The sequence below is a fragment of the Corynebacterium pyruviciproducens ATCC BAA-1742 genome, assembly GCF_000411375.1.
GTDB lineage: Bacteria > Actinomycetota > Actinomycetes > Mycobacteriales > Mycobacteriaceae > Corynebacterium > Corynebacterium pyruviciproducens.
The window spans coordinates 1,449,520-1,463,493 of record NZ_KE150446.1 but is presented as its reverse complement, the minus strand read 5'-3'; the positions used below and the strand labels follow the sequence as shown (position 1 = coordinate 1,463,493).

At 58.7% G+C, this 13,974-nt stretch carries 8 protein-coding genes, 3 rRNA genes and 1 riboswitch; of the genes, 6 read left to right on the top strand and 5 right to left on the bottom strand.

Features of this window, described 5'->3' with window-relative positions; all coding sequences use genetic code 11:
- The first annotated feature begins 52 nt into the window (after positions 1 to 52).
- The 4 genes from HMPREF1219_RS06420 to HMPREF1219_RS06405 all read left to right on the top strand — a co-directional run bounded on the left by HMPREF1219_RS06420 (position 53) and on the right by HMPREF1219_RS06405 (position 6,696).
- Positions 53 to 1,580: ribosomal RNA gene (locus tag HMPREF1219_RS06420) — 16S ribosomal RNA — on the top strand.
- Between the two features lie 359 nt (positions 1,581 to 1,939).
- Positions 1,940 to 5,026 (top strand): 23S ribosomal RNA (locus HMPREF1219_RS06415).
- Positions 5,027 to 5,155: 129 nt separating this feature from the next.
- Positions 5,156 to 5,272: ribosomal RNA gene (rrf, locus tag HMPREF1219_RS06410) — 5S ribosomal RNA — on the top strand.
- The 16S, 23S and 5S rRNA genes sit together here, the layout of an rRNA operon.
- A gap of 140 nt (positions 5,273 to 5,412) precedes the next feature.
- The gene (locus HMPREF1219_RS06405) at positions 5,413 to 6,696 is read left to right on the top strand and encodes a hypothetical protein (protein WP_156823214.1); all 1,284 of its coding nucleotides are present in this window, start codon (positions 5,413 to 5,415) and stop codon (positions 6,694 to 6,696) included.
- On the opposite strand, the gene HMPREF1219_RS06400 is transcribed toward HMPREF1219_RS06405, so the two are convergent.
- The 5 genes from HMPREF1219_RS06400 to HMPREF1219_RS06380 form a co-directional block, all read right to left on the bottom strand.
- A complete protein-coding gene (locus HMPREF1219_RS06400) occupies positions 6,693 to 7,469 on the bottom strand; it encodes an ABC transporter ATP-binding protein (protein WP_016458081.1) in 777 nt (258 codons plus the stop codon). The two genes, HMPREF1219_RS06405 and HMPREF1219_RS06400, sit on opposite strands and share 4 nt — an antisense overlap.
- Positions 7,470 to 7,472: 3 nt before the next feature.
- Entirely contained in the window at positions 7,473 to 8,459 is a 987-nt protein-coding gene (locus tag HMPREF1219_RS06395; RefSeq protein WP_016458080.1) for an ABC transporter substrate-binding protein, read from the bottom strand.
- Positions 8,460 to 8,518: 59 nt separating this feature from the next.
- Positions 8,519 to 9,571, bottom strand: coding sequence for a FecCD family ABC transporter permease (locus HMPREF1219_RS06390; RefSeq protein ID WP_016458079.1), 1,053 nt, complete (start codon positions 9,569 to 9,571; stop codon positions 8,519 to 8,521).
- A gap of 39 nt (positions 9,572 to 9,610) precedes the next feature.
- The gene (locus HMPREF1219_RS12195; protein WP_016458078.1) at positions 9,611 to 11,524 is read right to left on the bottom strand and encodes a cytochrome ubiquinol oxidase subunit I; all 1,914 of its coding nucleotides are present in this window, start codon (positions 11,522 to 11,524) and stop codon (positions 9,611 to 9,613) included.
- A 106-nt stretch (positions 11,525 to 11,630) separates the two neighbouring features.
- Positions 11,631 to 12,347: a lipoprotein LpqH gene (locus HMPREF1219_RS06380; protein ID WP_016458077.1), complete on the bottom strand. Its 717-nt coding sequence runs from the start codon at positions 12,345 to 12,347 to the stop codon at positions 11,631 to 11,633.
- Positions 12,348 to 12,607: 260 nt separating this feature from the next.
- Positions 12,608 to 12,876: riboswitch (cobalamin riboswitch) on the top strand.
- Between the two features lie 63 nt (positions 12,877 to 12,939).
- Here HMPREF1219_RS06380 and HMPREF1219_RS06375 point away from each other — a divergent pair.
- Both HMPREF1219_RS06375 and HMPREF1219_RS06370 read left to right on the top strand, forming a co-directional pair.
- Positions 12,940 to 13,638 (top strand): energy-coupling factor ABC transporter permease, encoded by a 699-nt coding sequence (locus HMPREF1219_RS06375; protein WP_016458076.1) that lies wholly within the window; start codon positions 12,940 to 12,942, stop codon positions 13,636 to 13,638.
- The gene (locus HMPREF1219_RS06370) at positions 13,635 to 13,970 is read left to right on the top strand and encodes an energy-coupling factor ABC transporter substrate-binding protein (RefSeq protein ID WP_016458075.1); all 336 of its coding nucleotides are present in this window, start codon (positions 13,635 to 13,637) and stop codon (positions 13,968 to 13,970) included. Before HMPREF1219_RS06375 ends, HMPREF1219_RS06370 begins: the two co-directional genes overlap by 4 nt.
- The last annotated feature ends 4 nt before the right edge of the window (positions 13,971 to 13,974 follow it).

Genomic DNA, 13,974 nt, shown 5'->3' with positions numbered 1-13,974 from the left:
AAGCACTGTTTTGGTGTTTTGTTGGGTTGGTTTTTTGCTTATTCGACGTTTTTTGTTGGAGAGTTTGATCCTGGCTCAGGATGAACGCTGGCGGCGTGCTTAACACATGCAAGTCGAACGGAAAGGCCTCAGCTTGCTGGGGTGCTCGAGTGGCGAACGGGTGAGTAACACGTAGGTGATCTGCCTTTCACTTCGGGATAAGCTTGGGAAACTGGGTCTAATACCGGATATTCACTATGCCGTGGTTGGTGTGGTGGAAAGCTTTTGCGGTGGGAGATGAGCTTGCGGCCTATCAGCTTGTTGGTGGGGTAATGGCCTACCAAGGCGGCGACGGGTAGCCGGCCTGAGAGGGTGTGCGGCCACATTGGGACTGAGATACGGCCCAGACTCCTACGGGAGGCAGCAGTGGGGAATTTTGCACAATGGGCGGAAGCCTGATGCAGCGACGCCGTGTGGGGGATGAAGGCCTTCGGGTTGTAAACTCCTTTCGTCAGGGACGAAGTTTGTTTGACGGTACCTGGATAAGAAGCACCGGCTAACTACGTGCCAGCAGCCGCGGTAATACGTAGGGTGCGAGCGTTGTCCGGATTTACTGGGCGTAAAGGGCTCGTAGGTGGTGTGTTGCGTCGTCTGTGTAATCCAGGGGCTTAACTTTTGGTTGGCAGGCGATACGGGCATTGCTTGAGTGCTGTAGGGGAGACTGGAATTCCTGGTGTAGCGGTGAAATGCGCAGATATCAGGAGGAACACCGATGGCGAAGGCAGGTCTCTGGGCAGTTACTGACGCTGAGGAGCGAGAGCATGGGTAGCGAACAGGATTAGATACCCTGGTAGTCTATGCTGTAAACGGTGGGCGCTAGGTGTGAGCCTCTTCCACGGGGTTTGTGCCGTAGCTAACGCTTTAAGCGCCCCGCCTGGGGAGTACGGCCGCAAGGCTAAAACTCAAAGGAATTGACGGGGGCCCGCACAAGCGGCGGAGCATGTGGATTAATTCGATGCAACGCGAAGAACCTTACCTGGGCTTGACATAGGCAGGATGGGCGCAGAGATGTGTCGTCCCTTTGTGGTCTGTTTACAGGTGGTGCATGGTTGTCGTCAGCTCGTGTCGTGAGATGTTGGGTTAAGTCCCGCAACGAGCGCAACCCTTGTCTTATGTTGCCAGCACGTTGTGGTGGGGACTCGTGAGAGACTGCCGGGGTTAACTCGGAGGAAGGTGGGGATGACGTCAAATCATCATGCCCCTTATGTCCAGGGCTTCACACATGCTACAATGGTTGGTACAGTGCGTGAGCAACATCGTGAGGTGGAGCTAATCGCTAAAGCCAGTCTCAGTTCGGATTGGGGTCTGCAACTCGACCTCATGAAGTCGGAGTCGCTAGTAATCGCAGATCAGCAGTGCTGCGGTGAATACGTTCCCGGGCCTTGTACACACCGCCCGTCACGTCATGAAAGTTGGTAACACCCGAAGCCCATGGCCTAACCGGTTTTTGCCGGGGGGAGTGGTCGAAGGTGGGATTGGCGATTGGGACGAAGTCGTAACAAGGTAGCCGTACCGGAAGGTGCGGCTGGATCACCTCCTTTCTAAGGAGTTTATTTTTTATTATTTTTGTCAGCTGTCACACGCTCATGGTGTGGTGGTTGTGGGTGTTGGGTGGCCGTGTGTGTTGCCGCACCTTTTTTTAATCCAGTGTGGACGCAAAACGTTTGTTTCATGGATTCGGTACCGTGTTGTGTTGGCGACAAGGCTTGTGAGTGGTGCATTGGCATGCTGTTGGGTGTCTGGGGCAATATGTTTGTTCCTGGTGCCGCCTTGTGTGCACGAAACGTTGTGTTGTTTTGTGTGGGTGGGGTGGTGTGGTGTGTGTGAATTGTATAGTGGACGCGTGTGATTTCTTTTTTTGTTCATGTTTTAGTTTTTTTGGCGCCTGATTGTTTGTGTGTTTTGTTTTTTTAGGCACACGGTGGATGCCTGGGCATGGCAAGCTGATGAAGGACGTGGTGGGCTGCGTTAAGCCTCGGGGAGTTGCCGTATGAGCGTTGATCCGAGGGTGTCCGAATGGGGTAACCTAGCTTTCAGTGATGGGAGTTACTGTCTGGTGAATTCATAGTCAGGCAGGAGTGGTCAGGGAAGTGAAACATCTTAGTACCTGGTGTGAGAAGAAAACAATTGTGATTTTGTGAGTAGTGGCGAACGAAAGCGAATTTTTGACTAAACTGCATGCAGCGTTGATGCCTTGGTTGGGGTGTTGTGTGTGGGGTTGTGGGGTCTGCGTGGGTGGTCAACCTTTTGCCGCCAGTGGCTGTGCGCGTGTAGCGGAAGTGGTGTGGAATCGCCTGCCGGAGTGGGTGAGAGTCCCGTACGTGAAATGTGTGTGTGGCTGTGTGCGTGGTGTCCCCGAGTAGCAGTGGGCTCGTGGAATCTGCTGTGAATCTGCCGGGACCGTCCGGTAAGTCTGATTTCTTGCCAATGACCGATAGTGGATTAGTACCGTGAGGGAATGGTGAAAAGTACCCCGGGAGGGGAGTGAAATAGTTCCTGAAACCGTGTGTTGACAATCCGTCAGAGCCTTTTTGTGGGCGATGGCGTGCCTTTTGAAGAATGAGCCTGCGAGTCAGCGGCATGTCGCTTTAAGTTAACCCTTTGTTGGGGGTAGCTGGAGGGAAACCGAATCCTAAGTAGGGTGTTGGTGGCATGTTCTGGACCCGAAGCGGGGTGATCTACCCATGGCCAGTGTGAAGCAAGGGTAAGACTTTGTGGAGGCGCGAACCCACGTAGGTTGAAAACTGCGGGGATGAGTTGTGGGTAGGGGTGAAAGGCCAATCAAACTCCGTGATAGCTGGTTCTCCCCGAAATGCATTTAGGTGCAGCGTTATAGTAGTGCTGTGGAGGTAGAGCTACTGGTTGATTGAGCGGGATTTTGTCTTAGTGACGTCAGCCAAACTCCGAATGCCGCATGTATGTTCTATGGCAGTGAGACTGCGGGGGATAAGCTTCGTAGTCGAGAGGGAAACAGCCCAGATCGCCGGTTAAGGCCCCTAAGGGTGTGCTAAGTGGAAAAGGATGTGTAATCGCGATGACAGCCAGGAGGTTGGCTTAGAAGCAGCCATCCTTGAAAGAGTGCGTAATAGCTCACTGGTTTAGTGGTTGTGCGCCGACAATGTAGTGGGGCTGAAGTACACCGCCGAAACCGCGGCAAGGATAATTTTTTTGTTTTTGGGTAGGGGAGCGTCGTGCATGGTGTGAAGCAGGCTGGTGACGGTTTGTGGATGTGTGTGCGAGTGAGAATGCAGGCATGAGTAGCGAATGGTAGGTGAAAATCCTACCCGCCGGATGACTAAGGGTTCCTGGGTGAAGCTGGTCTTCCCAGGGTGAGTCGGGACCTAAGGCGAGGCCGACAGGCGTAGTCGATGGATAACCAGTTGATATTCTGGTACCCGCGTTTGTGCGACAAGTGGTGAATCATTGATACTAACCGCTTCCATGTGCTTCCAATAGCAGGATTTTGTTCTGCTGGTTGTGTGTGGTGGTGGGACCTGAGGTGGTAGTAGCCAAGTGATGGGGTGACACAGTAGGGTAGCCGCGCCACTGAGTGGATTGTGGTGTAAGCGTGTGGCACGATGGTTTGTTAAATGCGACTGTCATATGTGTGAGGCGTGATGCGTAGCCCTTTTAAGGGTGATGGTGGTGATCCTGTGCTGTCGAGAAAAGCCTCTAGCGAGTGCAAGTGTGGCCCGTACCCTAAACCGACACAGGTGGTCAGGTTGAGAATACTAAGGCGAACGGGTGAACTATGGTTAAGGAATTCGGCAAAATGCCCCCGTAACTTCGGGAGAAGGGGGACCCATGACCGTTGCTGACAGCATTTTGGCGGTTGTGGGGCGCAGAGAATAGAGGGAAGCGACTGTTTACCAAAAACATAGGTCTGTGCGAAGAAGGTTAATTCGATGTATACGGACTGACGCCTGCCCGGTGCTGGAAGGTTAAGAGGACCTGTTAGATCATTTTTTGGTCGAAGCGGAGAATTTAAGCCCCAGTAAACGGCGGTGGTAACTATAACCATCCTAAGGTAGCGAAATTCCTTGTCGGGTAAGTTCCGACCTGCACGAATGGCGTAACGACTTCTCTGCTGTCTCGACCATAGGCCCGGTGAAATTGCAGTACGAGTAAAGATGCTCGTTTCGCGCGGCAGGACGAAAAGACCCCGGGACCTTCACTATAGCTTGGTATTGGTGTTCGGTTCGGTTTGTGTAGCATAGGTGGGAGACGTTGATGCGGTCGCGCTAGCGGCCGTGGAGTCGGAAGGTGAAATACCACTCTGATCGGATTGGATGTCTAACTTCGGGCCATGATCTGGTTTCAAGGACAGTGCCTGGTGGGTAGTTTAACTGGGGCGGTTGCCTCCCAAAGTGTAACGGAGGCGCCCAAAGGTTCCCTCAGCCTGGTTGGCAATCAGGTGGAAGAGTGTAAGTGCATAAGGGAGCTTGACTGTGAGACGGACATGTCGAGCAGGTACGAAAGTAGGGACTAGTGATCCGGCACCGATGTACGGAAGTGGTGTCGCTCAACGGATAAAAGGTACCCCGGGGATAACAGGCTGATCTTCCCCAAGAGTTCATATCGACGGGATGGTTTGGCACCTCGATGTCGGCTCGTCGCATCCTGGGGCTGGAGTAGGTCCCAAGGGTTGGGCTGTTCGCCCATTAAAGCGGCACGCGAGCTGGGTTCAGAACGTCGTGAGACAGTTCGGTCTCTATCCGCCGCGCGCGTAAAGGAAACTTGAGAAAGGCTGTCCCTAGTACGAGAGGACCGGGATGGACGTACCTCTAGTGTGCCAGCTGTCACGCCAGTGGCAGGGCTGGTTGGCTACGTACGGGAAGGATAACCGCTGAAAGCATCTAAGCGGGAAGCCTGTTTCAAGATAAGGTTTCCATGAGGTTCCCCACAGACGATGGGGTTGATAGGCCAGAACTGGACGCACCGCAAGGTGTGAAGGTGACTGGTACTAATAACCAATATAAACAACCACGCAAACAAAAGCCGCAAAACTAAAAAACACAAACACACACGTTGTCCACTATGCAATATCAGACACACCACACACACGCACAAACGTGTGCACCAAAACCCAAGAATTGAACAAGCCCTGAACAAACGTGTCGGTGGCGATAGCGGTTGGGAAACGCCCGGACCCATTCCGAACCCGGAAGCTAAGCCAACCCACGCCGATGGTACTGCACCCGGGAGGATGTGGGAGAGTAGGACACCGCCGACCACAAACAAACAAGGACCCTGGAACCAAACAAACGGTTTCAGGGTTCTTTGGCATGTCCGGGTGACCCGTGGTTCGCTCGGCCTTCACGGAGGCATCTGCGTGCCCAGCGGATTTATTTGGATCGTCGTAATATTCGCTATGTGTCTAGGTATCAAAGTGTCAGCCAGGTAAAACAAAGCAAGCCGTTGTACACGATGATTGTCGTCGTCGTGCTCATGTTCGTGGGGCTTACCGGGGCGTGGCTTATCGTGATGCGCGATGAGGTGGGCCACATGTTCGGCCTCTCAGAGCCGGACAACGTCGATCCGCGCTCGATTCCTGCACAAAACACCCAGGTGGATCAAGATTTCCGGGTGACAGGTATGGCGAGGGATTGGGATTCTGAATACAGCCTCATTTTCTCCACCGATGACACCGCCACGGCGCACAGCGCTCTTGTCGATTCGAATTTCACCGCTCCCCTCGTCCCGTTCCGTAACGGCTTGTTCCTCGCGGTGGATAACTTCAACCGCGTCCATTTCTTTAACCCGGCGTCGGGCAACCTGGAGCCGGGGCCGGTTCTGGGAGGGGCCACATATCCTACAGAGAAACCGCAGGTCTCACCCAATAACTGCTTCGTGGGGTATAAAGTGCACGCTAGCCGCACCGTATCCCTTTCCGTCACCAACGGCGAGACGGTCGCCACGGGCACCCTGGGGACGGAGGATTTTGCCGATGTTATGGTCAACGACGACGGTTCCGCCGTGGCAGTGTCGCCCATCGTCCGCTACGAGGGCGGGGTGAGTGTTCCGCAGAGGGAATTGCAGGTGATGTCTTTGCTTTTCGACGATTCCTCCACGGTGCGCCTCCTCACACTTCCGGAGGGGAAGACTGCCCGTGGGGCGTTCGTATCAGGGACGGCGCAGGAGCCGGTGGTACTTGTCGTGTACGAGCCGCCGTCAGGCGGGGTGGCATCGTGGTCATTGTTTACCGTCGATGGCGGGGGCTTCCGGGAAGAGCCGGGCGCGCCGCTATCGCCGGGCGATGAGTCGTGGAGGGCGTACACTTTTGTGCCTGAGGGGTGGGAGCACCGGGGTGGTGAGCTTGTCAGCGGGCATGCGCATTATCACGATGTTGGCGTGACCAGCATCGGTTTTCCCTCATCGCCTAGCGATTCGCTGGGCGCGTCCACCTGCGAGCCGACGTTTCCCAAGAAATTCACCACCGAACAGTTGACTCTCGATCGAAATGTGGCGGCGGTGTTCCTGCTTCGCAGGTCGGATCTCTACCTGGGTCTCATCAACCTTGATGAGTGCACCATTCCCCTCGTGCCGCTGCCGTTCGATCGGTCGCTGTTGCAGTGGGGTGGGGTGGAGCTCGGCCAGGTGACCGGCTTCTACGTCACTGACCCCGGGTTGCTCGAGTCCGTCGGTTACCATCCTTAGGGGCTTGTCTGCGCCCAGAAGACGAACTGTCTGATCCCCTCGACGTCGATGGGGGTTGCCCGCACCCCGAACACATCGCGGATGAGCGCGGGTGTGAGGACGTCGGAGGGCATCCCGCACGCGACGGTTGCGCCGTGGTTGAGCACGAGGATCCGGTCGCAGTAACGGGCGGCAAGGTTGAGGTCGTGGAGGACGAGCACAATCGTCTTGCCCGTGGAGTGGATGAGCTCGAGGAGCGCCAGCTGATTCTTGAGGTCAAGGTGGTTCGTCGGCTCGTCCAGCAGCATGAAGTCCGTGTCTTGGGCGAGCGCCCGGGCGATTGCCACCCGCTGCCGTTCTCCTCCGGATAACTGCGTGGTCAAACGGTCAATCTTCCCGGTGAGGTTGGTGGCCTGCAGCGCCGCCTCGATCCTCGCGGTGTCCTCGGGGGTTTCCGGGGTGACGAGGTTGGTGCGAAACGGCAGTCTGCCCAGCGCTACGGCACTGCGGACGGGGAGGGGAAGTCCCTCCTCGTCGGCTTGGGCGACGACGGCGACAGTGCGCGCCACGTCCCGGCGGGTGAGCTCCGCCAGTGGTGTGCCGCCGTACACTACGGTCCCTTTTTGTAGTGGGAACGCTCCGTAAAGTGCCCCTACGAGCGTGGATTTGCCTGAACCGTTGGGACCGACAACTCCGACTGTTTCGCCGTGGGCTGCGGGGAAGCACACGGAATCGAGGACGCGGGTTCCTCCCCGGTCCACGGTTATGTTGTCTGCTCGTAGGGTGTGGTGCATGTGCTAGCCCTGCAGCTGCTTGGCGAGGGTGGTGGCACCCCTGACCGAGAGGGTGGTTGCCGGGTCGGTGAGGGCGAATGGCACGTAGTACACCTTGTTGTCCTGTACTGCCTTGAGGTCCTTGGCGCTGGGGAGGGCTTCGAACGCGTCACGGGCTGCTTGCTCGTCGCCGTCCTCGCTGGTGAGGACGATGACATCGGGGTTCTTGCCCAGGAGATCCTCCACAGAGGCATCGAAGACGCGGGTGGAGTTGTCGGTGTACATGTTGGTCAGGCCGTTGGCAGCGAGGATCGGGTCGAACATGGAGGTGTTGCCGTAGGTGTACATCTCGGTGGAGCCCGGGGTGACGTAGAGCGCTACGGCGTTGAGGTTGGTGTCCGCCGCCGGGGTGGGCAGCTCGCTTTCCACCTTATTGATGAGCTCTTCGCCCTTTTCTTGGACGTGGAAGATGGCGGCTACCTTGGTGATCTCGTTCTTCACGTTGTCCCAGCTGGCGGGGCCTTGCTCCTTTTCGGTGCAGAAGGTATCAGGGGCGTAGACGGGGATGCCGGCCTCGCGCAGCGCGTCGCGGTCAACACCGGTGTCGAAGGCGATGACGAGGTCCGGGTTGATATCGAGGATCTGCTCGGTGGACATTTGTGCCCCTCCGGAGGCCTGTTCACCTGCCTCCACAGAGGGGATGGCAGCGATGGCCTTTTCCATCTCGGCATCGATACCGGAGACGCGCTGTACGCCGGCCTTGTGTGTGACGTGGTCGAGCACGCCGAGTTCGTAGAGGATGGAGACATCGACTTCGCTCAGCATGAGGACGTTCTCGGGAGCCTTCTCAAAGGTGAGCGTTTCCTCGCAACTGTCGACGGTGGTTGCGGTGTCCTGCGCTGTCGCGGTGGTTGTCTGTTGTTGCTTGTCGACGGCACTTTCGCCGCAGCCGGAGAGGGCGAGGGCTGCGGACATGACGACGGCAAGTCCGACAGTGGATAACTTACGCATGGGGTGTCCTTTCGAGATACAAAGATACTTCACCTTGAATACTAACCTAGGGCATGTAGTTAGCCTAACCTGCCTTTAGTGAGAGCGTAGGCGAGAAATGGTCCTCCGATCAGGCCCGTGACCACGCCAATGGGGAGCTCCATGGGGGCCGCCACGACCCGCCCCACGGTGTCCGTCAATGTGAGAAACCCCGCACCCGCCAGTGCTGAGGAACACACGAGTGCGCGGTGGGCGTGGCCGGTCCACCGCCGCATGAGATGGGGGATGATGAGCCCCACGAACCCGATCGCGCCGGAGAAGGACACCGCCAGCGCCACCGCAGCCGAAACCGGGACGAGGAGCGCCACACGAAGGCGGCCCGGGTTGATGCCGACTCCTTGGGCGGTACGGTCGCCGGTGGAGAGGGCGTCGATAAGCGGAGAACAGATGACGAGCAGTACCGTGAGTGCGACGGCGACCACGACCATGATGAGAGCCGTGCGCCACGTCGCCCGGCCGAGGGAGCCCAGCATCCAGAACATGATCGCCTGGTTGGCCTCGGGGCGACCGGACGTGAAGATGACGAGGTTCGTCACCGCCTGGAGGGAGAATCCGACGGCGAGGCCCGCGAGAACGAGACGCAGCGGGTTGGGGGAGCGGCCGGTGAGGCCCACGACGATGGCGAGCGTCCCCAGCGCCCCAGCGAAGGCGAGGAGACCCACCCCGGTGGTAGATGAGATTCCCAGGACGAGCAGCGCGATGGTGCAGCCGGTTCCCGCACCGGAGCTGATTCCAAGGACGAAGGGCTCCGCCAGCGCGTTGCGTGCAACCGCCTGCAGCACCACGCCGGACACCCCCAGCACGGCCCCTACCCCGAGGGCGAGGAGGCTGCGGGGTAGGCGGGTAGTCCACACGATCGCATCGATGTTCCGACTCCACGTGATCTCCACGGGAACGCCCGGGATATGGCTGGCGATGACGCCTACCACCTGTCCGAGTGTGACATCGGCCGGGCCCGCGATGATGGCGATGAATGGCGTGAGAACCATGAGCGCGGCGACGATCCCCACCCGGGCCCAGCGCTTGGCGGCATTGGTCTCAACTGACTGGCGAGGAACGGTTGTGCGCGCCATGCAGGCATCACCCTTTCATCAATGTAACACTCAAGAAGTCTACGGATTATTGGTGGTAAAAACCAAGTGATTCACGTCGGTGCTCGCATGGGTGACGACGATCCTCGCCCGGCCCGCCTCCGGGGTTGCCAGCGTGGCCAGCAGGTCGGCAGCGTCCGCCTCGGCAATGTGCTCGGTGGGCTCGTCGAACAAGACGATGAGGGTGGTGTCGAGGCGCGCGCGGGCGAGAATCTGGCGCTGCCCGCTGGACAGCGAGTTCGCGCCGTCGGCAAGCACCATGTCGAGTGGCAACGGAAAACCAACCGCACGGCACGCCTCGGTGAGCGTTGCGTCGTCGGCGGCGGGCTGAGCAAGCAGGAGGTTCTCACGGACGGTGGTGCTAAAGATCCACTCATCCTCCTCGTAAAGGCGAAGAACCTCGGCGGGCGCACGTCCTTCCATGCCCACAATGTCGATCGTGCCACTGTGCGGCGACACGATTCCGGCGATTGCCTCCACTAGCGACGTTTTCCCAAAGCCCGACGGCGCAGAGACTACTGCCGTCTGGCCGCAGCCGACCGAAAAACTCCAGGTCGGACCACCGGGGCGGAAGACACCATTGTGCACCGCCACGGCCGGCCCGGTCGCGGTTCCCACCACACGCACACTCGCCTCCGCCATGTCCGTGCGTGGGGGCGAGACAGTCTGGGCGGGAGACAACCCGGCGGGACTCGTGTGCCCGGTGCACGCAAGCAGGCGCTGCGCAGCCTCACTCGACAGGGGTGCCTGGGAGTCAGCCGACGGAAGGGCATGGTGGGACTCGAACGCCGCCAACGCCAACAGTACCGCCATGCCCAGCCACGTCGGGTCCCCAACGGCGGGGTAGTGCGCGGCACCGAGAACAACGAACCCGAGGACGGTGAGCCCCGCAATGAGGGTTGTTAACGCGGCCGCCACGGCGAGGGGCGCTCGTGGGTGCGCACTGCCCGCGTCCGCGCGTCCGCCGCCTGTCGCACCTCGTCGAGGGCGGGCGCAAGCTGGTGTGACACCGGTGAATTGGTTGGCGGCGAGGAACGAGAGGACGAACGGGACACCGATGAGGTGGCGGGCGGATTCGCAACCATTAAACGTGGCGATGGAGAGAATAGAGAAGTGCGGATCCAGCGTCGTCTGGCATAGTGCCTCCGCCGATGCCATCTTCATCGGTTGCTGCTGGAACATGAGCTGCGCCAGCAGGTGACCGGTGGCGGCGACACCCGCGGTGCCGAGGAGGATAACGTAGCTTACCATCCGGCTGCACGCGCGCCACAGCTTGCTATCTTCCTCGATTATTCTGCGAGCAGTGCTGGTAGAAGTCACTTTCTTGAAGATGGATACGGCGGCCACCACCGTTCCGGCCGTAATCCACGAGCCGAAAACGGCGTGGGGGAACACAGCGAGCGCGGTGGGGTTGGTGAGCAGCGCCCAAAAATCCACGAGCTCCGCGCGACCGGTGTCCGGGTTGAAGCGGGCGCCGACGGGGTGCTGCATGAAGGAGCTGGCCACGATGATGAAGTAGGCCGAGACGTTGACGGCCGTGGCCACGATCCAGATGCTTGCCAGGTGGAGGGCTTTAGGGAGGCGCCCCCAGTCGAAGATCCAGGAGCCGAGGAGAATAGATTCGAAGAAGAAGGCCGCGAGACCTTCGAAAGCGAGTGGTGCGCCGAAGACATCGCCAACGAACCGGGAGTAATCGGACCAGTTCATGCCAAATTGAAATTCTTGGACGATGCCGGTGACTACGCCCATGGCGAAGTTGATGAGGAAGGCGGTGCCGAAGAATCGTGTCGCCCTGTACCAATGGTCCTTGCCGGTGGTGTGCCACATGGTTTGCATGAGCGCCACCATGGGGCGAGTCCGATAGTGCGGGGGCAAAATGTAGTGGTAGACGGTGGTAATGCCGAATTGCCACCTGGATAGTTCTACGAGGTCCACAGGTGCTCGTTAATGGGTTACTTGTGGGCTCACTGAAGTGCCAAAACAAGTAATAATGATGAAATTGTGCGGGCTGTCAAGGTGGCCTGTTGGTCTCCTCAGTCCGCTACCCAATTGGTCGGAGGTTCGTAGACAAAAGTTCCATGAGGGGGAAATCGGTGGGTGTAATGGGGCGAATCGTAAAGAAAGCAACCCAGGATAGGGGATGCTTGTACAAACCTCGTTCCAGGGTGGTTGACGTGGTTTTGGCGTTGTGGCCTTGGTGTGGCGCTGAGGCCGGGCGGCTCACCTTTACCTCAAACGGGAGGGCAGTGCCTTCGGTGCCGTCGTAGGTGCCTTCGCCGGTGATGGTCCACTCGGAGCCGCTCTTCTTCACGGTGGCGGCAGCCTCCTGCGAATCGGAAAGCTCAAACTCGCGGTTGCCCTCGGACTCAACGGAGAGTCCACCCAGGTGCGGGGTGTCATCTGGATCGATGATTTCCACCTCGAGGTCATTCGGGGTTTCGGCGCCCGCGTGGATGTTGAGCTCCGGCTGGCCGTCATCTTCCTCGTTGGTGCAAGAAACGGGGGCAAAGGTGTCGGGCACCGCGGCGCCGTCGATGGTTACGGACGCGCCGTTGTGGGAGGGTACAGTCGCCGTGGACGGCGTGGTCTCCTTGTCATCATCCGCGTTATCGGTGTCGGTAGACACGACGGTGATTGACGTCGCGGGGGTTGCCGCCTCAGTGACGGTGGTTCTCTCGGAATCTCCACCGCAGGCGGTCAGCCCCAAGGCCAGCGTGGCGGTCGCGAGGATGGCGGGCATTTTCTTCGGGAAAATCATGTAACAACCATCTCAATTGGAATGTTTGCCACAGTCTAACCTATAGATAAAATGGCATTTATGGAAAAATAATTATGAAAGAATGATCAAGGCGGAGCTCTCTTCTTCGCGTGGGGTGGGTGCTGGGAGGTTGCGGGCGGGGTAGGGGCGCCGACTGTACTTGGCAGTTAGTGGTGTGGCCCAGGAAAGAGTGCGTGTACCAGCCGTTATAGCGCCTGGTGTCGGGGGGTGAGGAGAAAAAGACAATCAATTGAGGGTTTGCAATGGGGGTTGCTGGTAGTAGGCTGTGAAACGAAGTTTGTTCATGGCAGTGAACGGGAATTTTCGGTGAGACCCGAAAGCGATCCTCGTCACTGTGTGGCACCGAGGCGGGGTTCACCCCGCGCCTGGGGCGCTTCGATCCGTTGCATTTAGTGGCAACGGGGTCACTGTGGCCGCATGGCTGTGGGAAGGCTGGAAGCGATTCGGGTACGCACGTTACTGCGTGGAGGGGCTAAGCCAGGAGACCGGCTGCCTGCGAAAAGCTTCCGCGGAAAATTCATCATGTGGCTGGCGAGGTACTGGCCGCAGAATTTATAAGGATGCGTATCCTATGCATATTGCCGAGGGCTTTTTGCCCGTTGAGCACTGCGTCGGATGGGCTGTAGCGGCGACCCCGTTCGTTGTCTACGGCGCATACAAAGTGCAAAAACAAATCAAGGAAAAGCCGGAAACCGCCATGCTGCTTGGCGCGGCTGGTGCCTTTAGCTTCGTGCTGAGCGCAATTAAGATGCCGTCGGTGACGGGCTCGAGCTCGCACCCCACCGGCACACCACTGGGCGCCATATTATTTAAACCACCGGTCATGGCGGTGCTTGGCGCCATTGTCCTGCTGTTCCAAGCGTTGCTTTTGGCTCACGGCGGGATCACCACCCTGGGGGCCAACATCTTCTCCATGGCGATCGTCGGCCCGTGGGTGGCCTACGGCGTGTTCGTGGCGTTGCGTAAGTGGAACCAGACTGCTGCGGTGTTCCTCGGCGTGTTCCTGGCCAACGTGGGCACGTACTCCACCACCGCGCTGCAGCTGGCCATGGCGCACCACGAGGGCGGGTTGCTCCAGGCTGCGGGAACGTTCCTCGCGCTGTACGCGCCCACCCAGGTGCCACTGGCGATCGTCGAGGCGATCATCACCGTCATCATCATCAAGACCCTGGAGAAGGTTGCCATTCCGGAGCTCACCTCGCTGGGCTTCCTGCGTCCTTCGAGCAGTGACACTGTCGCCGCTGCAAATAAGGAGGCTGCACACGCATGAAAACCAGGAATCTAGTTCTGTCCATCATCGCGATCATCTTCCTAGTGATCCTGCCGTTCTTCGTGGCCGGTGGCTCCGATTTCGGTGGTGCCGACGATAAGGGTGGCGACCTCATTGAGCAGGAGAACCCGGGATACGAGCCGTGGTTCGAGTGGCAGCCGGAGCTTCCCGGCGAGGTCGAGTCCGGTCTCTTCGCCCTCCAGGCTGCGCTTGGTGCCGGTTTTGTGGGCTACGTGCTGGGCTACTACAAGGCCCGCCGCAAGAACGTGACCGAGCCGGAGGACGCTGGCTCCGCGCCTGCTCAGGGCGCGAACCTAGAAAGCGTCAAGTAACACC